The sequence below is a fragment of the Photobacterium sp. genome, assembly GCF_033720175.1.
In the GTDB taxonomy this organism is placed as follows: Bacteria; Pseudomonadota; Gammaproteobacteria; order Enterobacterales; family Vibrionaceae; genus Photobacterium.
In genome coordinates, this window is record NZ_JAWWDA010000002.1 from 269,397 (window position 1) to 288,636 (window position 19,240).

General features: G+C 43.0%; 18 protein-coding genes and 1 tRNA gene. 15 read left to right on the forward strand and 4 right to left on the reverse strand.

Going from position 1 to position 19,240, the window contains the following annotated elements:
- Positions 1 to 2 precede the first annotated feature (2 nt).
- The 8 genes from R3289_RS03810 (at position 3) to R3289_RS03845 (ending at position 5,894) form a co-directional block, all read left to right on the forward strand.
- The gene (locus tag R3289_RS03810) at positions 3 to 1,349 is read left to right on the forward strand and encodes an NAD(P)/FAD-dependent oxidoreductase (protein WP_318924161.1); all 1,347 of its coding nucleotides are present in this window, start codon (positions 3 to 5) and stop codon (positions 1,347 to 1,349) included.
- The gene (locus R3289_RS03815) at positions 1,346 to 2,236 is read left to right on the forward strand and encodes a DUF1365 domain-containing protein (protein ID WP_318924162.1); all 891 of its coding nucleotides are present in this window, start codon (positions 1,346 to 1,348) and stop codon (positions 2,234 to 2,236) included. Before R3289_RS03810 ends, R3289_RS03815 begins: the two co-directional genes overlap by 4 nt.
- A complete protein-coding gene (locus R3289_RS03820) occupies positions 2,223 to 3,452 on the forward strand; it encodes a cyclopropane-fatty-acyl-phospholipid synthase family protein (protein WP_318924289.1) in 1,230 nt (409 codons plus the stop codon). Before R3289_RS03815 ends, R3289_RS03820 begins: the two co-directional genes overlap by 14 nt.
- Positions 3,453 to 3,466: 14 nt before the next feature.
- On the forward strand, positions 3,467 to 4,003 hold the full coding sequence (locus R3289_RS03825) for a DUF2878 domain-containing protein (protein ID WP_318924163.1): 537 nt from the start codon (positions 3,467 to 3,469) through the stop codon (positions 4,001 to 4,003).
- A gap of 3 nt (positions 4,004 to 4,006) precedes the next feature.
- Positions 4,007 to 4,540 carry a chalcone isomerase family protein gene (locus tag R3289_RS03830; RefSeq protein ID WP_318924164.1) on the forward strand — a complete coding sequence of 178 codons (534 nt, stop codon included), beginning with the start codon at positions 4,007 to 4,009 and terminating at the stop codon, positions 4,538 to 4,540.
- A gap of 24 nt (positions 4,541 to 4,564) precedes the next feature.
- Positions 4,565 to 5,095, forward strand: coding sequence for a DUF3833 domain-containing protein (locus tag R3289_RS03835; RefSeq protein ID WP_318924165.1), 531 nt, complete (start codon positions 4,565 to 4,567; stop codon positions 5,093 to 5,095).
- A gap of 78 nt (positions 5,096 to 5,173) precedes the next feature.
- Complete coding sequence (locus R3289_RS03840; RefSeq protein WP_318924166.1) at positions 5,174 to 5,665, forward strand: SixA phosphatase family protein; 492 nt, start codon at positions 5,174 to 5,176, stop codon at positions 5,663 to 5,665.
- 138 nt (positions 5,666 to 5,803) lie between these two features.
- Positions 5,804 to 5,894: transfer RNA gene (locus R3289_RS03845), tRNA-Ser, on the forward strand.
- Between the two features lie 327 nt (positions 5,895 to 6,221).
- On the opposite strand, the gene R3289_RS03850 is transcribed toward R3289_RS03845, so the two are convergent.
- From R3289_RS03850 to R3289_RS03865, 4 genes are read right to left on the reverse strand one after another with little or no spacing between them, the layout of a single operon-like run.
- Positions 6,222 to 7,148 (reverse strand): LysR family transcriptional regulator, encoded by a 927-nt coding sequence (locus tag R3289_RS03850; RefSeq protein WP_318924167.1) that lies wholly within the window; start codon positions 7,146 to 7,148, stop codon positions 6,222 to 6,224.
- 21 nt (positions 7,149 to 7,169) lie between these two features.
- The gene (locus tag R3289_RS03855) at positions 7,170 to 8,420 is read right to left on the reverse strand and encodes a TRAP transporter large permease subunit (protein WP_318924168.1); all 1,251 of its coding nucleotides are present in this window, start codon (positions 8,418 to 8,420) and stop codon (positions 7,170 to 7,172) included.
- The gene (locus R3289_RS03860; RefSeq protein ID WP_318924169.1) at positions 8,417 to 8,851 is read right to left on the reverse strand and encodes a TRAP transporter small permease; all 435 of its coding nucleotides are present in this window, start codon (positions 8,849 to 8,851) and stop codon (positions 8,417 to 8,419) included. Before R3289_RS03860 ends, R3289_RS03855 begins: the two co-directional genes overlap by 4 nt.
- Positions 8,848 to 9,843 carry a TRAP transporter substrate-binding protein gene (locus R3289_RS03865; RefSeq protein ID WP_318924170.1) on the reverse strand — a complete coding sequence of 332 codons (996 nt, stop codon included), beginning with the start codon at positions 9,841 to 9,843 and terminating at the stop codon, positions 8,848 to 8,850. Before R3289_RS03865 ends, R3289_RS03860 begins: the two co-directional genes overlap by 4 nt.
- A gap of 301 nt (positions 9,844 to 10,144) precedes the next feature.
- Between R3289_RS03865 and R3289_RS03870 the strand changes: the two genes are divergently transcribed.
- The 7 genes from R3289_RS03870 (at position 10,145) to R3289_RS03900 (ending at position 18,914) form a co-directional block, all read left to right on the forward strand.
- Complete coding sequence (locus tag R3289_RS03870) at positions 10,145 to 11,365, forward strand: MFS transporter (protein ID WP_318924171.1); 1,221 nt, start codon at positions 10,145 to 10,147, stop codon at positions 11,363 to 11,365.
- Between the two features lie 50 nt (positions 11,366 to 11,415).
- The gene (gene fdrA / locus R3289_RS03875) at positions 11,416 to 13,080 is read left to right on the forward strand and encodes an acyl-CoA synthetase FdrA (RefSeq protein ID WP_318924172.1); all 1,665 of its coding nucleotides are present in this window, start codon (positions 11,416 to 11,418) and stop codon (positions 13,078 to 13,080) included.
- Positions 13,081 to 13,095: 15 nt separating this feature from the next.
- Positions 13,096 to 14,352 carry a DUF1116 domain-containing protein gene (locus tag R3289_RS03880; protein ID WP_318924173.1) on the forward strand — a complete coding sequence of 419 codons (1,257 nt, stop codon included), beginning with the start codon at positions 13,096 to 13,098 and terminating at the stop codon, positions 14,350 to 14,352.
- Positions 14,353 to 14,404: 52 nt separating this feature from the next.
- Positions 14,405 to 15,217, forward strand: a complete 813-nt coding sequence (locus R3289_RS03885) for a DUF2877 domain-containing protein (RefSeq protein ID WP_318924174.1) — start codon at positions 14,405 to 14,407, stop codon at positions 15,215 to 15,217.
- 9 nt (positions 15,218 to 15,226) lie between these two features.
- Complete coding sequence (locus R3289_RS03890) at positions 15,227 to 16,135, forward strand: carbamate kinase (RefSeq protein WP_318924175.1); 909 nt, start codon at positions 15,227 to 15,229, stop codon at positions 16,133 to 16,135.
- A 156-nt stretch (positions 16,136 to 16,291) separates the two neighbouring features.
- The gene (locus R3289_RS03895; protein WP_318924176.1) at positions 16,292 to 17,683 is read left to right on the forward strand and encodes a hypothetical protein; all 1,392 of its coding nucleotides are present in this window, start codon (positions 16,292 to 16,294) and stop codon (positions 17,681 to 17,683) included.
- A 1-nt stretch (position 17,684) separates the two neighbouring features.
- Positions 17,685 to 18,914, forward strand: coding sequence for an amidohydrolase family protein (locus R3289_RS03900; protein WP_318924177.1), 1,230 nt, complete (start codon positions 17,685 to 17,687; stop codon positions 18,912 to 18,914).
- The last annotated feature ends 326 nt before the right edge of the window (positions 18,915 to 19,240 follow it).

Here is a 19,240-nt window from a genome sequence, read left to right on the forward strand (position 1 = left end):
TCATGAAAATAGCAATTATAGGTTCAGGTATTTCAGGATTAAGTTGCGCTTGGTATTTACATCAACAGCATGACATCAAGGTGTTTGAAGCGAATGATTACATCGGCGGACATACGGCCACGGTTGATGTCAGCGTACCGAGTGGGCGTTATGCGATAGATACCGGTTTTATTGTCTTCAACAACCGGACCTATCCGAATTTTGAACGCTTGCTGGCTGAAATTGGTATCGAGGGACAGCCAACTGAGATGAGCTTCAGCGTTTGCAATCAAGTAAACGGACTCGAATATAACGGCCACAGCTTTTCTTCCCTGTTTGCCCAGAAGCGAAATCTGCTCAATCCTCGTTTCTACTACTTTCTGTATGAGGTATTGCGGTTTAACCGGCTGGCGAAAAGCGCCGCCAACAGCGATACGCTCCGAACGGGAACCTTAGGAGACTTTTTATCCCGCCATGGCTTTGGTGAGTATTTCAGTGAAAACTATATTCTGCCGATGGGAGCCGCGATCTGGTCTTCATCCCTGTTTGATATGCGCGGATTCCCGCTCGAATTTTTCCTGCGTTTTTTCCTCAACCACGGTTTACTTGATATAGCCGACAGGCCTCAGTGGTCCGTGATCCCAGGTGGCTCCAGGGAGTATGTTCGCAAAATCACGCCGGCATTTGCCGATAGCATTGCATTGAATACCCCGGTTGTGGGCGTGACCCGCAGGGACGGTATCGTAGAGATTGAAACCGAGCACGGCGTTGAATGTTTTGATCAGGTGATCTTTGCCTGCCACAGTGATCAGGCGCTGGCGATGCTGAAAGATGCCACCACTGATGAGAAACGGGCACTGGGTGCTATTGAGTATCAGGATAATGAAGTCGTGCTTCATACCGATCCCCGGGTACTGCCTGAAGCCCGCGCTGCCTGGGCATCCTGGAACTATCGCCTGGAACCGGACAAGCAGACCGGTCGATCACAGGAGCATATGCTCGCAACCCTGACGTACAACATGAACATTCTGCAGGGGCTCGATGCGCCGGAAACCTTCTGCGTCACCCTTAATCAGAGCGAAAAGATTGATCCCGATAAAATATTGCGCCGTTTTGTGTATGCCCATCCGGTATTTTCGACCCAAAGTATCATTGCCCAGCAATCGCGTTCTGATATCAACGGTAAACAGGGCTGCTGGTTCTGTGGTGCCTACTGGTACAACGGTTTTCACGAAGATGGAGTAAGAAGTGCCTTAGATGTGGTGGCTGGGATCAATGCCAGCGAAGAGTCAGTGTTCACCAGTAGTAGTAGAAATACTACCAATGAAGATCTGGTTGGTGCCAGCCTGAACAGTAGGGCAGGTCTATGAACAGCGGGATCTATGTGGGCAGTATCAGGCACCGGCGTTTCACGCCGGTCAGTCATGAATTTGTTTACCCTTTATTCATGCCATTGATCGACCTGGACGAATTGGAGGAGTTAACTCAAACTATCCGTGGTTTTGGCTTGTCGCGGTTAAGTTTTGCCCGTTTTAAGCGTACCGATTATATGCAGGGTGAGTGTTCATTACGCGAGGCGGTCAGAGATAAGGTTGAGCACCTGACTGGGGAACGGGTGGGCGGAAAAATTCTGATGTTGTGCCAGCTTCGTTACTGCGGATTTTATTTTAGTCCGCTCAATCTTTATTACCTCTATGACAAGAATAACAAATGGCGGTATATGCTGGCGGAAGTCAGTAACACGCCGTGGAACGAGCGCCATTATTACGTTATTCCAGCCGTTTCGCAGTGGCAAGACAAGGTATGGAGTGAACCGAAAGCCTTTCATGTCTCGCCATTCAACCCAATGGCGCAACAATATCAATGGCGAATTAGTGAACCCGGTGACAGGGTGTTTGTGCATATGGAAAACCACCCCGATAATAACCGTTCACTCACAAACCACTCACTTGATAATAGCAACAACGACGGCAAAATTTTCGATGCCACTATGGCATTAAGCCGTCAGCCGTTTACATCAGGGGTATTGCTAAAGTTGTTGCTCAAAACGCCGGTAATGGCCGCCAAAGTGGTGTTTGGCATTTATTGGCAAGCACTCAGGCTTTGGATTAAAGGTGCACCATTTTACCCGCATCCCGCTAGCGAGAAAGATAAACCCGACAGAGCGGTTAGTGATACAGAATATGCCAAGGACGCCACCGTGCACAAGGCGGCAACTCGTAAAGAAAAATTGGGGGCTCATGATGTTAAGAAGTGACATTAACTATCCGGCGGTATCAGCTTCAAGGCCTGATAACGTTGCAAGAAAAGTCGTATTTAAAGTGTTGGCAAAATTACAGGGAGTAGGGCTGACGCTGGTTGAAAAAGAGGGGGATACCTATCATATCGGTGATCAGAGCGCCGAGCTGCAGGCGCAATTGATCGTTAATCATCCAGCTTTTTATAAACGCATTTTGACCGGAGGCAGCATTGCAGCGGGTGAAGCCTATGTTGATGGCTGGTGGGATTCTCCTGATATAACGCAAGTGGTTCGGGTGATGGCCCGCAACATGCCGATTCTGGATAAGTTGGAAGCCAAAGTAGGTTGGCTGACCAAACTTGCCTCTAAAATTACCCACAAGTTACGTCGTAACAATAAAGATAATGCCAGACAAAATATTTCCGCGCACTATGACTTGGGCAATACGCTGTATTCATCATTTCTCGATCCGAATATGCTCTATTCCTGTGCAATTTATCGAACAGAGGATGATGATCTGGTTTCGGCGCAAATCAATAAAATGGAACGCTTGTGTTGCCAGCTAAATCTTAAGCCGACCGATCATTTGTTAGAAATTGGCACCGGATGGGGCGCATTGGCGATTTATGCCGCTAAACATTATGGTTGTCGTGTCACTACCACCACAATATCTCAAGAGCAGCACGATTGGGCAAAAGAGCGTATCGAACAGGAAGACCTCTGTGATCAAATCACCCTGTTGCTTGATGATTACCGGGATTTAACCGGTCAGTACGACAAGGTTGTGTCTGTCGAGATGGTCGAGGCGGTCGGAAAAGAGTACTTAACAACTTATATTCAGAAGTGCCAGTCGTTATTAAAACCTGGGGGCTTACTGGCGCTCCAGACGATAACTATTAGTGATCAGCGTTATGATAGCTACAGCCGCGGGGTCGATTTTATCCAGAAGCATATCTTCCCGGGCGGTTTCTTGCCATCAATTACCGTATTGGTCAATCACATGACCAGACACAGTGATTTTGTAGTCAGAGATATAAAAGATATTGGCATCGACTATGCCAGAACCCTGTCAGACTGGCATCAGGCGTTTAATCAGAATGCAGATAAACTGGCTCAGTACGGTTATGACCAACGCTTTGTACGCATGTGGCGTTACTACTTCTGTTATTGCGAAGGCGGATTTTTAGAGCGCAGTATCAGCACTGTTCAGCTTGTTGTCAGTCGTCCGCACTGACGGGAGCTCAGAACGTGAATTTTCATCGCGACTTACCGACAGCAAAAGGCTCAGACATGCCAAGACTTCATTTTCTTGCCATTACCCTTGGTTTTAATCTTTATTGGTTGCTCGCTGTCTGGGGTCAGTTTGATTATATCTGGCTGTTAATTGTGATGCTTATTGGCTGCTGGTGGACATTCCGGGGGAGCTGGCGATTTGCCATTATTGCCGGTATTACCGGCATATCAATGGATATGTTGCTGAGTTATTTCGGAGTGTACCAGTTTGCCGGGAATGCTCTCCCGCTGTGGCTAATATTGCTCTGGCTCGGCTTTAGTTCCTTTGTCTGGCTGGTAAGAAAAGTGATCCAGAATTACCCCCCATACGTATTGGTTATTATAGGAAGTATTGGTGGAATGATCAGTTATTGGGCGGGATTTCGCTTAGAAGCCGTCAGCTGGCCATTGGGTATACCGGTTACTGTGATAATCCTTCTGGTGGCCTGGCTGGTTTATTTCATGATTCTTTTAGTACTCCTGAAAAAATGTATCCACCGTTGGGAGGGATAAAACATGACTGGTTATCAGCATATAAAACAATACCGGGCCAATATGTCGCTGACTGCTATTGTGAGCATGATCTTATTACTGGCCGTGACTTCAGCGAATGCCGGATCTTACTGGCAGATCTGGAAAACAGTCGGACGCGCAGAGCTGAGCTGGGGATTTTGGGTGATTTACGATTCGGAATTACGTACGCCGGATGGGACTTATAATATTGATCAACAAGAGATGGCATTGGTGATTCGTTATCGCCGAGATATCGATAAAGAGGATTTGCTGGAAGCGACGGATAAGCAGTGGGCGCATCTGGGGATTGACCGGTCGATGCGTCAGCAATGGTTAGGTCAGTTGTCGCTAATCTGGCCTGATGTGAAAAAAGGTGATCGACTGATTTTCGTAGTAAATGAGCAAGGTGCGGCATTTTATCTGGATCAGCGCTTGCTAGGCACCGTGGAGAGCGAGGAGATGGCGAAGGCTTTTCTCGGGATATGGCTGGATCCGAAAACTGCTTATCCTGAAATAAGAAGTCAGTTGATTGGATAATCTTCATAATAAAGGAATAAAAGGATGACTCAACGATTACGGTTCTGGTTCTTTTCGCTATCGATTTTACTCTTGTCTGCCTGCTCAACCTCTATCAGCGAATATGACCAATCGCAACCAAAGTTTGACCTGTTTGAGTATTTCGAAGGGGAAGTATTGGCATGGGGGATGGTTCAGAACTATAGCGGAAAGCAGATACGCCGGTTCGATGTCAGGATCCAGGGAACCGTCGACGGAGATGCACTGACCTTAAAAGAAGATTTCCTTTTCGATGATGGCGAGCAACAACAAAGAATATGGAAAATCACCCGCGGCAGTAACGACACTTATATTGGTAAAGCGGGTGATGTAGTGGGGGAGGCTAAAGGTGTGGCCGTTGGTAACGCATTGAATTGGCAATACACATTACGCGTGCCAATAGACGATACCAGCTACGATATTCGTTTTGACGACTGGATGTTCCGTCAGGATGAGACACGGATGTTTAATATTGCCGAAATGACAAAGTGGGGTTTTACAGTCGGAAAAGTAACCCTGTTTTTTGAAAAGCAATAACAGCTATGGTCACACTACTTCAAGATGCAGAATTCAGCGGGCTTTAGGCAAGGCCGCTCAGTACCGTAGGTGACAGCGATGAAACAACTTTTTCTTCTTCGCCATGCAAAATCCTCTTGGGATGATCCGACGCTGGATGATCATGATCGACCGTTGAACAAAAGGGGAATGAGAAATGCCTCTGCAATGGTCGAACGGTTAAATGCCTTGCTGGCAACACCGCAAAGGGTCGTTACAAGCAGTGCAATCAGGGCACAGCAGACGGCGCATATTTTCGCTCAGGGACTGGCCAATACACCGGAGCTTGAAATCAGTACTGAACTGTATACTGAATCGGCGTTTGAATTGCTCGCTCAGATTAAAGCAACCGACGATCGGCTGAAACGAGTGATGATGGTTTGCCATAATCCTGCGATTAATGATCTGATGAATATGCTTGGCTTTGAGATCGAAAATGTACCGACATGTGGCATTATCGTGTTTGGGTTTAATGTCTCATCGTGGCAGGAACTGGGGAATGGAAAAGTGATTCCGATTTATTATGATTATCCTAAGCGGCTTAAATCATAACAGATAGTTTCGTCGGGTGTGGTTGCTTATATATTTGAGGGATATTTATTCGTGTTGATGATAGTTTTGGCAGTTAACAATAAATTTTCCGTAAGCCACTTTACAGCTTGAACAGACCTCTGTATTATCCGCCGCACTGGAGAGATGGCTGAGTGGTTGAAAGCACCGGTCTTGAAAACCGGCATACGTTTATAGCGTATCTAGGGTTCAAATCCCTATCTCTCCGCCATATACAAAGAAACCGCTGACTTGTCAGCGGTTTTTTTATGCCTGATGCTTGGGAGAACCAAGGGTTCAAATCCCTATCTCTCTGCCACATTAAAAACAAAAAATCCGTTGATTATCAACGGCTTTTTTGTGTTCGAAGCTTATCAAGTTACGATACAGCAAAATTTTCATGTTGTAACCGCAGTTAAAGAAAGCTTACTGGCTTAACCGTTACTAGCTTTTGTGTTGTTCAAATACTCTTTGGACCAAAAAATGGATGCTTTATGTGAACAATTTACAGATCAAGTGGGTTTGATTGTAACGGTAAGCCTAGAATACCCCCCGATACCTAATGCTTGTCAATATTCGCGCAGAAAGGCGCAAGCAAAGGATGATTAGTTCGAACCATCTCTCTCAATTCAGAAATAATTTTACCTGTCGCATCTTTGCGCCAGCCAAAAGATATAGGGGAGTTACTGCGAGGATTTGCAACATTGCGAGTGATCAACTGCCCAGAATTAAGGAGTCGCATGGCAATGTTTTTAGGTAAAAAACCGACTCCAATGCCCTGAGTATGCATATGCACTTTAGTTTCAAAATCAGGGACAATTAACTCTTTTTGCCCCTTGAGCAACCATGCTTTACGTCGAACAAGATGACGACTGGTGTCTTCGACGTTAATCGCTGTGAATTTTCTAAGTTCATCATCTGACAGTATTTTATGACAACGGCTCACAGCATGGGTAGGTGAAGCAACAAACATCCATGTGATTTCCCCCATAGACGTAGATTCAAGATCATTACTGATCGAATGCCAACCCGGCGCACCAATAGCGAACTGAGAGTCTTCTGACAGCAGTGAACCCCAAACACCATTATACACTTCACGGAAAAAACAAATTTCGGTATTTGGGTATTTATCATGCAAGTAGCTGGTAAGTCTTGTAACGGCAAATCTATCATAAAGCAATTCGTTAACTGCGATACCGACAGATTGCTCAATATTATTTTTCATTTGATGAATGTCTGTACTTAGTCCAGAAAAATCATTAATAAGTACTTCCAGTCTGTTTTTTAAATACTCTCCGTCAGACGTTAACTTAACACAGCGTGTACTTCTTTTGATCAGTTCCACACCAAACTCTTTTTCTAGCGATTTGATGCGGTAAGTCACTGTTGCTGTTGAGCGATGAACCTGCTTTGCCGCCTGATTGAACGAGTTGCAATTTGCAACAGCTAAAAAGGTTCTGATTGATTCAAGGTCTAAGTTGAGCATTATCTAATTCCTATCTGCTCATTAAACCAGAGCAAGAATAACTATGTTGACGACAAGCAAAGCAAAACACGACATCAAGTAGAAAGGTTTTAACGCATTAACTGTGTCTGTGTACGACTCTCCGCCTATGTCTTTTGCGACAAAAAGACTCAAACCAAATGGCGGGGTAAACATACCAATGGCTCCGGTCACCGCCATAATAACACCAATAGCAACAAGTGATACATCAAGGCTCTTACTTATTGCTACAATAATACCACTGAGAATAACGGCCAAAGATGTAACATCAATCAGCATACCCAGGACTAAAAAAATAATATTGAGAAGTAATAAAGGTATAAAAAGGTTATCAAAGCCACTGAATAATGAATAAATAACATTAAGAACATTACTCTCAGCAATCAACCAACCAAGTAGACTGGCGGCAGCCATAATGATCATGATTTGGCTACAGGTTAAAGCTGATTGGACCGCAATTTGGAAAATTGACTTTAGCGATAAATCACGATAAATAAGGCTACCTAAAAAAATACCGTAGGCAATAATAATAACACCAGCTTCAGTTGGGCTTGTAATACCTGTTGAGATGCCAACTATAACAATAGTCGGAAGTAACAACGACGGTGCAGAATCGATAAACTGATTCACAAGTTCACGAAAAGAAGCCAATTTCTTTCGCGGATATCCATTAATTCTGGCATAAATAGCTGTTCCGAGCATAAATAAGCTGCCAAAAATAAATCCACCAATTGCACCGTACTTGAAGAGATCTTGAACGGATGATCCCGTTACGACACCATAAACGATTAGGAATATACTTGGAGGAATGACAATACCTAATGAGCCGGTACTGACAATGAGTCCCAAGGTAAACTTTTTACTGTATCCGCTATCAAGCATAGATTTAGTTGAAAGACGTCCAACCGTTAACACGGTTGCAGGAGCTGACCCACTGATCAGTGAAAAAAACATTGAACTTAAAACGGTTGAGATCGCCATTCCACCGTGGAGGTGGCCAAAAATTTTTTTCATAAATAAAACTATTTTTTCACCAATACAGGATGAAGAAATAATATTTCCAGCAAAAATGTATAATGGGATCGCGAGTAAAGAGTATTTGTCAATGCCACTATATAATTGTTGTGCTATAAGTTCAGGGTAAATATCACCTCGGATGAATATATACACCAACGAGGAAAATAAAATTGCGCCATAAATGGGCATTCCAATAATAATAAGTGCTAACAGCATGCAAACAAGTAAAATGATCATAAGGTCACCTCATAATTGCTTGCTGGTTTATTGAACAACATCATAATGAAAACAACAGGAATAATAACATAGTTAAGCCATGTCGGTAGTCCTGTGGTAGATGATGTCTGACCATAAGGTATAATAATATTTAAAAAGGAAATAGAAACTAAACCAACTGCAAGCTGGGTACTAAGCATAAGTAAACGTGTCACCTTCTTTAATATTGGAAATTTATCTTCAATTACAGTGATATTGATATGTCTTTCACGATAAGTTAGGTCGATAGCGCCGATATAAACCATCCAGATCATTAATGTACGTGCTATTTCGTAAGACCAACTGAGTGAAGTGCCAAACAGACTACGCAGTATAACCTCTGAAATAAGTAAAAGAGTAACACAGAGCATTAATCCCCCTAGAGCGACATAGAAGATTTTAGATCTGATCATTTTTCATTTCCTCTGATCCTAACAATCATCTTCTGAGTTTCAGGATCAGCTTCAACTTGAAGAAATTTACGTTTTAAAGGTGTGATAAAGTTTGACGAAACTAACTTGGTGGATCCTGAACTCAAAATTTCCTGCAGGTAACTCTGCTCAAGTTCTGATGAGATTCTGCGTTGCTCATTTCTAGCCGTTTGCTCTGCAGCGCGAAGGATTCGTTTTTCCTCGTCATTTAGCGAATCAAACCAACGTGATGATACAATAAACGCATATCCAAGATACCCGTGATTACTAAGAAGAAGCTCATTTTGAACTTCGTAAATTCGCATCTTTGCGATAGAGACAATTGGGTTTTCCTGACATTTAGCTAGACCATGCTGCAGGGCGACATAAATTTCACTGAAAGGGATCACTAGCGGAAGTGCCTTAGCTGCTTGATATTGCTTATTAAGAACATCACTCGCCATAATGCGAACGGGTATGCCTTTAAGAATTTCATCTTCTTCAGGCTTCTCTTGGCTAAAGACATTATTACAGGTAATTTGCTTGAAGCCGGATTCCCAGAAGCCAACTCCCTCGATGCCTTTACTTCGCATATCATCCAGCATCTCAGCTCCGATCGGGCCATCCAACACGCGATAAGCACTCTCTTTATTGCCAAACAGGTATGGGTAGTCAAGTGTTTTTAAACTGGGGCTAAAGTTGGCTAATTTTGATGTCGGAACAACGGCTACTTGAATAATACCAATTTGTAAAAGCTCAGTTGCATACTGATCGTCACCGAGACTGTTGGCAGGATAAAGTTCGACAGTCATTTTATTATCGCTCAACTTCGCCATTTCACGTTGAAATGCAATGGCACCTTCATGTAGCGCACTATTAATCGCCATATCGTGGTGAAAACGGATCGTCGAGTTGGCTTGTGCTGTACTTGAATATGAAATTCCGGAACATAGAACATAAAAAAAGACTGCAGCAGCTATATATTTCAAAATCACAATACATACTCAGTTATTAATTGTTAACGATTATATCAAATAAGGCAGATTCCAATGTGATGCGTACCCATTTTTTATAAAAGCAACATGTCTGCGTGGATTGTTTTATTGTCCATATTTATCAATAACTTAAAATTATTTTCCGCCTTAAATTTAAGGGTTTATTAAATATTCTAATTATACCAAACCCATTGTTTAAAAAACCTGAACAATGATTGTTACGTGATTTGCATCACTTTTAATATTCTTCTCAGTAAGCGTAAATATAAACAGAATTTAAATACCGTAAAAAGGGAATATTATGAACGAAAAGACTATTAGTAAGTCAGCTATACAAAAGGTGGGTATACCTGCGTGGTGGGTTACCGTTGGAATGTTCTGGTTAGGCTGGGTTTTTATGTATGCCGACCGAACTATTCTTAATCCTGTTATGGGAGATATTCAGAAAGAATTTTCTTTAAGCAATACCGAATTGGGTTTAATTAACTCTGCATTCTTCTTTGTTTATGCCGCGTTGCAAGTTCCATCGGGAATACTTGGTGACAAAATTGGCAAGAAAAAAGTCCTCGTACCTGGCTTCATCATTTTTGGTATTTTTACAGCCGTTACAGGTTGGGCGAAATCATTAACCGCGCTGCTTTTTGCTCGAGGAGCAACAGGTGCCGGTCAAGGTACATACTATGGCCCGCAATACGGCCTTTCAAGCGAGCATATTCCAGCAGACAAGCGTTCTTTCGGTACTGCCATAATCAACTCAGGTATGGCTGTTGGTACTGCTGGCGGTTTCATGGTTGCAAGTTGGCTTGTTTATGATCTTGGTTTTACATGGCGTATGCCGTTCTATGTGATGGCAATTCCAACGATTATCGTTGCCCTGCTAATCTTGTTTTTTGTAAAAGAGAAGAAAAAAGAAGCAAGCTCAGATCAAGAGACGGAGAAGGTTAGCTTTCTTGAGTTAATTAAAGACAAAAACTTGTTACGTGTTTATGTAACGGTATTCTGCTCACTATTTGGCTTTTTCGTTATCCTGACGTGGCTTCCGTATTATCTTCAGTCTGAACGTGGTATTGAAGGTAGTGAAATTGGCTTTATTTCATCTCTCGTTGCCTGGGTTTCTATCCCTGGTGCGCTACTGTGGTCAAAAATTTCTGACAAAATCGGCAAGCGAAAAGTTGTTGCTATTCCTCTACTTATCGCGGCAATCATCAGTGTTTCATGTATCGCGTATTTACCAACGATGCCAATGGTCATTGGAGCAATCTGTGTTTATGGCTTAGTCGGTAAGCTTGCACTAGACCCAATCCTAGTTGCATGTGTTGCTGACAGTGTTAAGCCATCACAATACTCATCGGCGTTCGGTCTTTTCAACTTTATCGGTATGAGTTCATCGATTGTCGCACCGACTCTTGCTGGTTTTATGACTGACACAACAGGAAGCCTAGCATCAAGCTTCTATTTATCTGCGGCTCTACTAATTGTTGGATTAATTTCATTTTCCGGCATTAATGAGAAAAAAGCGTAATTAACGGGAAGAGTTTCTTGCCATACAAATTACTCTAATTGAGGTACAAAATGATAAACGCGTTTATTAAATCAAGTTGCTTTCAAGATTCAGTAAGCTTGATGATTATTTCAAAAAAACTTTCGTCAATGGACTCCGTGAATCAAGTGTCCGTAATGATGGGCACACCAGCAAACAAAGATCTGTTTCAGACGACGGGTCTATGGCACGAAATGTTTGCAACAGCGACACCGAATGATATCTGTATTGCGGTTGATGCAGATACTGACTCTCAAGAAGTGCTTGAAGAGGTTTCAACCAACCTTGATGCGGAACTGGCTAATATTGCAAGTGGTTCAAAAGGTAAAATGTTACCTATGGCACGTAGCTGGACGCGTGCAGAAAAACTTCTTCCTGATGCAAACCTGGCATTGATCTCTGTTGCTGGTGAATATGCAACAGCAACGGCACAGCAGGCTTTAGATCGCGGCCTTAACGTGATGATGTTCTCAGACAATGTCTCTGCATCACAAGAGCGCGCATTGAAAGAACAGGCTCGTGATAAAGGTTTACTTGTTATGGGACCTGACTGCGGTACCGCGTACCTTTCAGGTATCCCTCTGGCATTTGCCAACAGAATGCCTAAAGGGCCAATCGGCATCGTCGGCGCATCTGGCACCGGTATCCAGGAGCTATGTTCTCAAATAGCATTACTGGGTGGTGGCGTGACTCATGCGCTGGGTCTGGGTGGCCGAGATTTGTCTGAAGAAGTTGGCGGTATCAGTGCCAAAATCGCATTAGAAATGCTGGACAAAGACAATGATACACAAGTGATTGCTTTTGTCTCTAAACCGCCGGCTCCTAGTGTTCGCAAAGATATTATTGAAAAAATGCAAACACTCAGCAAACCTGTTGTCGCATTGTTCCTCGGCGATAAACCGGAAGCTGAGAGAATGGGAAATGTGCACCTTTCCTATACATTAGATGAAGCGGCAAAAACGGCTAACCAACTCGCTGATGCTCTTGCATTCAGTTCACAGCTTGGTGGCTATTCATTTAAAGGTCAAAAGATTCGCGGTCTCTATACGGGCGGTACGCTTGCTGCTGAAGCCGGTATGCTGGTTGCAGAAAAATTTGGCTTGAAAGTGTCTAGTACACACGAAAATGGTGAGATGCTCAACGACCAGGGCCACCTGATCATTGACCTTGGTGATGATGCGTATACGGTTGGCCGACCGCATCCAATGATCGACCCATCAACCCGAACCGACCAAATTCACGACCTCATCGATCAGGATTTCGGCGTGCTCCTTATAGATGTGGTACTCGGTTTTGGTGGCCACATGGATCCTGCTGGTGCAATTGCTGACGCGGTAAAAGAACTTCGTGAAAAACGAAAAACGCCTTTTGCTGTCATCGCAACCGTAACCGGTACGACTGAAGATCCTCAAAATCGTGAAGAGCAAATTTCGACGCTTGAGAGTGCGGAAATCAAAGTTGTTGATTCAGTATCTGAAGCGGTGACATTCAGCTCGATTTTGACATCATGCGATCTGCCGCAAGAGTCAAACGAAGCACCGCATTATTTATTGCAGCAACCAAAAATTATCAACATCGGTCTATCCGGATTTGCGGAAGACTTGCTGACATGTAATGCAACCGCAATTCACTACCGCTGGGCTCCTGTCGCAGGCGGTAATGCACATCTGACTGAATTATTGAATAAATTGTCTTAATCTAGGTGAACGAACATGAAATACGATATGAATGAAGCAAACAAAGAAGTTGTAGCAAAAATCAAAGCAGCACGACCTTTTTGGGTTGGTGTAAAGCCTGCTGCAGATGTTATTCCTGAGCTTGCCGGTAAACGAACTCTGCTTCATGCTGGTCCACCAATTAAATGGGAAGACATGACGGGCCCAATGAAAGGCGCGTGCATTGGTGCGTCTTTATATGAAGGTTGGGTCAAGACAGAAGAAGAAGCTCTGGAGATCCTGAGTGCAGGCGAAATTGACTTCCTGCCATGCCACCATGCAAATGCAGTTGGCCCAATGGGTGGTATCACTTCTGCAACGATGCCTGTGATCGTTGTGAAGAACACCGAACATGGCAATACAGCGTACTGCAACCTTAACGAAGGTATCGGTAAAGTGATGCGTTTTGGTGCCTACGGCCCAGATGTACAAGAACGCCTTGTATGGATGCGTGATGATTTTGCTCCAATGCTGGACGAAGCGCTAAGCAAAATTGAAGGTGGCATTGATCTAACATCTATCATGGCACAGGCAATCACGATGGGTGATGAATTCCACCAGCGTAACATTGCTGCATCAGCGATTTTGGCAAAAACACTAGCGCCGCACATTGCACGCCAAGACAGAGACATTGCGAAAATCACAAAAGTACTTGAATTCCTGAGCGTTACGGATCAGTTCTTCTTAAACTTAACAATGGCATATTGCAAAGCGGTCATGGACGCAGCTGCATCTGTTGGTAAAGGTTCAATCGTTACAGCACTGACTCGTAACGGTAAAGACTTCGGTATCCGAGTAAGTGGCCTTGGCGACCAATGGTTTACAGCTCCGGTTAACACACCTGAAGGGCTATTCTTTACAGGTTACAGTCAGAGTGATGCAAACTCAGATATCGGCGACAGTGCTATCACTGAAGCATTCGGTGTCGGTGGCGCAGCGATGATTGCAGCGCCTGGTGTGACTCGCTTCGTTGGTGCGGGTGGCTTTGATGCAGCACTTGATACCTCTGATGAAATGAGCGAAATCTATATAGATAACAATGATATGCTTCAAATTCCAACATGGAACTTCAAAGGTGCATGTCTGGGCCTTGATATTCGTCGAGTTATCGAAACGGGTATCACACCATTAATCAATACCGGTATCGCACACAAAGATCCGGGTATTGGTCAGGTTGGTGCCGGTACTGTACGTGCACCAATTGGATGTTTTGAAACGGCACTAGAAGCACTTGCCGCAGAAGTCGACGCGTAACAACGTGAAAGAGGAGGGCAGCAGCAAAGAGTTGCTGACCCTAAGTGTCATTATGATTACATTACCGGCACAAGCAGTTTCTTCAAGCCTGAGATTACAGGGCGAATATAGTCTGTTGAGTATTCACGATAAAGCCATTAATTTAATCAATGAAGACGGGGTTTTATTCTCACTGCACCCTAATGTTCATTATATGAGCTCTTTCGGATTAACTTTAAGACGTGACGATTATGACTTTGTTAAATCGTTATTTCATACCATAACAGATGTTATTGTTGATATTAGCGGTACGATCAAAGTTGGACACGTCAGTATTATACCGGCAGTAAGAAAACTAACGCTAGCTGTCAAAAAAAATAGTGAATTGTGTTGTGTTCCATCATGCTTTTTTTTACCAGAAAAAGGCAATAATGGCTTTGGATACACAAACCACGTAATGTTAAAAGAGACATTACCTCCTATTGATAAATTAGTTGAGTTCCTCCAGAAGCCGAATGTAATGACTGCCAAATGCGTGGTAGACAAGATTGGTACAGGACAAGGATTAACCCCCAGCTTTGATGATGCTTTAGTTGGCGTGTTAGCAGTGATTTATTTGTCTGGTAAAGAAGATAAATATATTCCAATGATAATTGAAGCTCTGCAGCAGATAGATATCAATATGCAGACAACATCTATCAGCAAGAGCTTTATTGAGGATGCGGTCAAAGGTGACGTTTCCTATCCGTTATATCGTTTAATTTTAGCTTTTAATAAAGATATAAACAGAAAGCAATTTGAAATTAACCAATTCATCAAGCACGGACACACGTCTGGTCTCGATACACTTCTCGGGATCGGTTTAGCGTTCGAATACATACAATAAGAGATTATTATGAAACCAACAATTGTTATTGCATTAGGTGGTAATGCCCTATTACGTCGCGGGCAAGTGGCGTCATATGAAAATCAACTTGAAAGTGTAAAAGTTGCGGCGGCATCTATTGCTAAATTAAGCGAACATTATCAAGTTGCAATCGTGCACGGCAACGGTCCTCAAGTTGGCTTATTATGCCAGCAAAATGACGCCTACGATGCCGTGCCTTCTTATCCACTAAGCTGCTTGGTTGCAGAAACGCAGGGCATGATCGCCACCATGCTCGTACAAGAATTACGTAAGCTAGTGAAAAAAGATATTACGTCTATTCTGACTCACGTCGAAGTTGATGCGAATGATTCAGCTTTTGAAACCCCGTCAAAATTTATAGGCCAAGTGTACAGCTTTGAAGAAGCAACTGAACTGGCTGAAAAATTCAACTGGGTAGTACGCCCAGACGGTGAATACTACCGTCGTGTTGTTGGCTCACCAGCACCACAAAAAGTGTATGAAAGTGACGCCATTAAGCAAGCTCTTGCAAATGACAACATCGTTATCTGCGGTGGTGGTGGTGGTATCCCTGTGGCGAATAATAACGGAGAGCTAAATAATATTGATTGCGTGATTGATAAAGACTCTACCGCATCATTGCTTTCACGTGAAATTAGCGCTGATTATTTCCTTATTCTGACGGACGGTGATGGCGTTTACCTTAACTGGGGAAAACCAGATCAAGTTAAACTGGATTCGGTCACAACAACAAAACTTAAAGAGTACAGCTTTGACAAAGGCTCTATGCAGCCAAAAGTTGATGCGATCATTGGTTATGTTGAAGCAACCCCTTCAGCTGTCGGTGTTATTGCAGATCTCAACCTTGCTCTGGATTCTCTAAACGGCACAGCGGGTACTAAAATCACCCAAGAATAACAGCCTTAATAGATTGGCATGGTTATTGGTAATCATGCAAATACCGGTGTGTAAAAACGGTATTTGCATATTTACTTATGTCATTAATTGTATTTTGGATAGAAGTTACTGATTGTTTTAACCGATTAGGTAATTAATTAAAGAGAGATTTGATTTATGTCAAATTACAAAAGTTTAAGCCTGTCTGATGATAATGAGACGGGGTCTTTACTCAGTCGTAAAAATATAAGCCTGCTAGCAATCGTCTTTATGGGCTTTGTGCTTGCGTTTATTGCCCAAGGTGATTCAAGTACTGTTCTATACCGTTCCGTCAGTGTTCTGCCCCTTTTACTTATCCTAGTTTTGTTGTTTATGCAGGTTGATATGTTGGTTGCAGCATTGGCCGGTGGTGTTATGGCAATGATTTTGGGGGGGGTTGGTATCTCTACTGCCAATAAAATGCTACTTGATACTATTCCTTCGATGCTCAAGATAACCGTCCCAATTATTAACTCTGCTATTGCGGCTGCTGTTTTTAAAGCGGGTAGTTATACTGCAGCCTTAACGTTAGTACGTAGGTCTATTGGCGGAAGATTGGAGTATGTCGGCGCCTTCATTGTTATTTTACAAGCTGCGGCAACGTATATGTCAGGTATTGGTGGTGGTAGTGCAATGGTTATTGCGCCGCTTGCGTTTGCAGCAGTAGGAGCCATTCCTCCTGTTATTGCCGGTATGTCTATTGCCGCCGCGGCCTCCTTTACTACTTCACCAGCGTCATTAGAAAGTAGTATTGTTTCCAGTTTGTCCGGAACACCTGTGGCAGAATATGTCGCTTCTATGAGACCTTTCTGGTTATTATTTGTTGCTATCTCGATAGTGATTGCATTTGTTGGTATTAAGCGCAGTAAAAAATTATTTGTTGGTGAAGAGTCGGATGAGTTTAAAAATAAGACACCAGCAGAATTATGGCGACTAACTATTCCTGCAATTTTCTTACTTTTTGCTGTTATTGCTGGTCCTGGATTGAACTCTGTATTGGGTAGCCCATTATTCGGTCCATTGATGTATTCCATCGTGACTATCGCGTTAATCTTTATTTTCAGCAAGATGACATTATCGGAATCAGTTGATTCTATGATTGATGGTTCATCCTATATCTTGACCCGCCTTTTTGGTGTCGGGATCTTCCTAACCTTTATCAATATTATCGGAGAAACAGGCGCATTTGATAGTATTGCGGGTGTTGTTCAGCAAGCTCCTGGTGGCATAGTTGTTCCTGTCGCAATATTAGCCGGATTTTTTGTGGGTGTACCGGCTGGTGCCTATGTTGGTTCTATCCTAACGCTAGTTCTGCCGGTAACGGTATTATTAGGTTTTACACCAGTTCAAATTGGTTTTGTTTCTATTGCCGTCGGTCTGGGTAGCCAAATGAGTTTGGTTAATATTACAATGCAGGCATTATCATCAGGCTTCCGCATTCCAGTTATAGAAGTATCAAAAGGAAATACGCCATATGTTTTGGCTTGTCTCGCTTTATTGATAGTTATTTCAGTCTTTGTAGGTGGTTAAGATGAATTATGATTTAATTATAAGACAAGTAAGAATTACTGATGATTTTCATCTTGTTGATATAGGTATTATCGATGGCTATATCACAACGATAGAAGCATGCATAGAAGGCGTCGGTAACGATGAAATCGCGGGATTGGGTCGTGTCCTTGTTTCGGGGTTTGTAGAGAGCCATCTGCACCTTGAAAAAGCTTATGTTATGGATCGAAAGGCTAATGCTTCGGGTACATTGCAAGAAGCTATAGCCGTCACAGCAGCGTTGAAACCGACCTTCACGTCTGCTGATATCACTGAGCGTGCGACGAAAGCATTACGTGCACTGGTGCGTAATGGCACAACGCATGTTCGGGCCCATGCCGAATTTGACCCGACACAAGGCTTTACAGGTTTAGATGCTGTTTTGGCCCTGCGAGAGAAATATAAAGATATCATTACTATTCAAGTCGTTGCTTTTCCTCAGGAGGGGATTATAAAAGCAGAAGGCACAAAAGAAATGATGTATGAGGCAATGATGCGTGGAGCGGATGTTGTGGGTGGTATCCCATATAATGATTCTTCCGCAAAAGAGCATATTGATTTTGTTTTTGAATTAGCAAAAGAATTTGATAAGGATATCGATTTACATCAGGATTTTTCTGATAATGCCGATTCATTATCCATTGAGTATGTCGCTAATAAAACCATTGAACAAGGCTGGCAAGGAAGAGTAAGTGTGGGGCATCTGACAGCCTTAGATGCAGTCAATGCCGAGGAAAGAACACGTCTTATTTCCTTGATAAAAGCCGCAGAAATCAGTGTGATGTGTTTGCCCGCTACAGATATGCATCTGGGGGCGAGGGGAGATGAATACAGTGTTCGTCGTATGATTGCTCCTGTCAGGGCCTTACGAGATGGTGGGGTTAATGTCTGCCTAGCAACCAATAATATTCAAAACGCATTTACACCTTTTAGCACCGGTAATTTATTGCATATATCAATGCTTGCTATTCCTGCTTGTCATCTTGGTGGTGCAGATGATCAAAAAACAATTTTACCTATGTTGACATATAATCCAGCAAAAGCGTTAGGGCTTAAGGACTATGGTGTTGGTGTTGGCAAAAGGGCTGATTTGGTACTGCTTGATTGTGAAAAAGTCTCAAATGTTGTTATCGATATCCCCAATTGTGCCTATGTTTTAAAGGGCGGTTCTGTTGTTTCGAAAAACGATATCAGTAGTGCTGTTTCCTTTTAACCGGTATTAGTTCAAGACAGAAGTGAGGTCATTGTTTCTCACTTCTTTTTGATCTCTGTTGCCGCGTTTTCTTCATTGGATATATTCCATGGAATACTTAACTTAGCAATTGATCTGGTTTAATCGTTCTGGATACCATGATCGTAATGTTTTATCTTTTTATACAATGGCTTATCTTGGTTGATCTATCCTTTATAAGGGGAAATCAAATAGGGAATACCAAGCTTAATGTGCAAGTGTTTGCGCATCATGCTTTCCAATAAAGTAATATTTTTAATTGATTGATATTATTATCTTGATCCAGCCTCTTTAACCTCCGGGCGTTA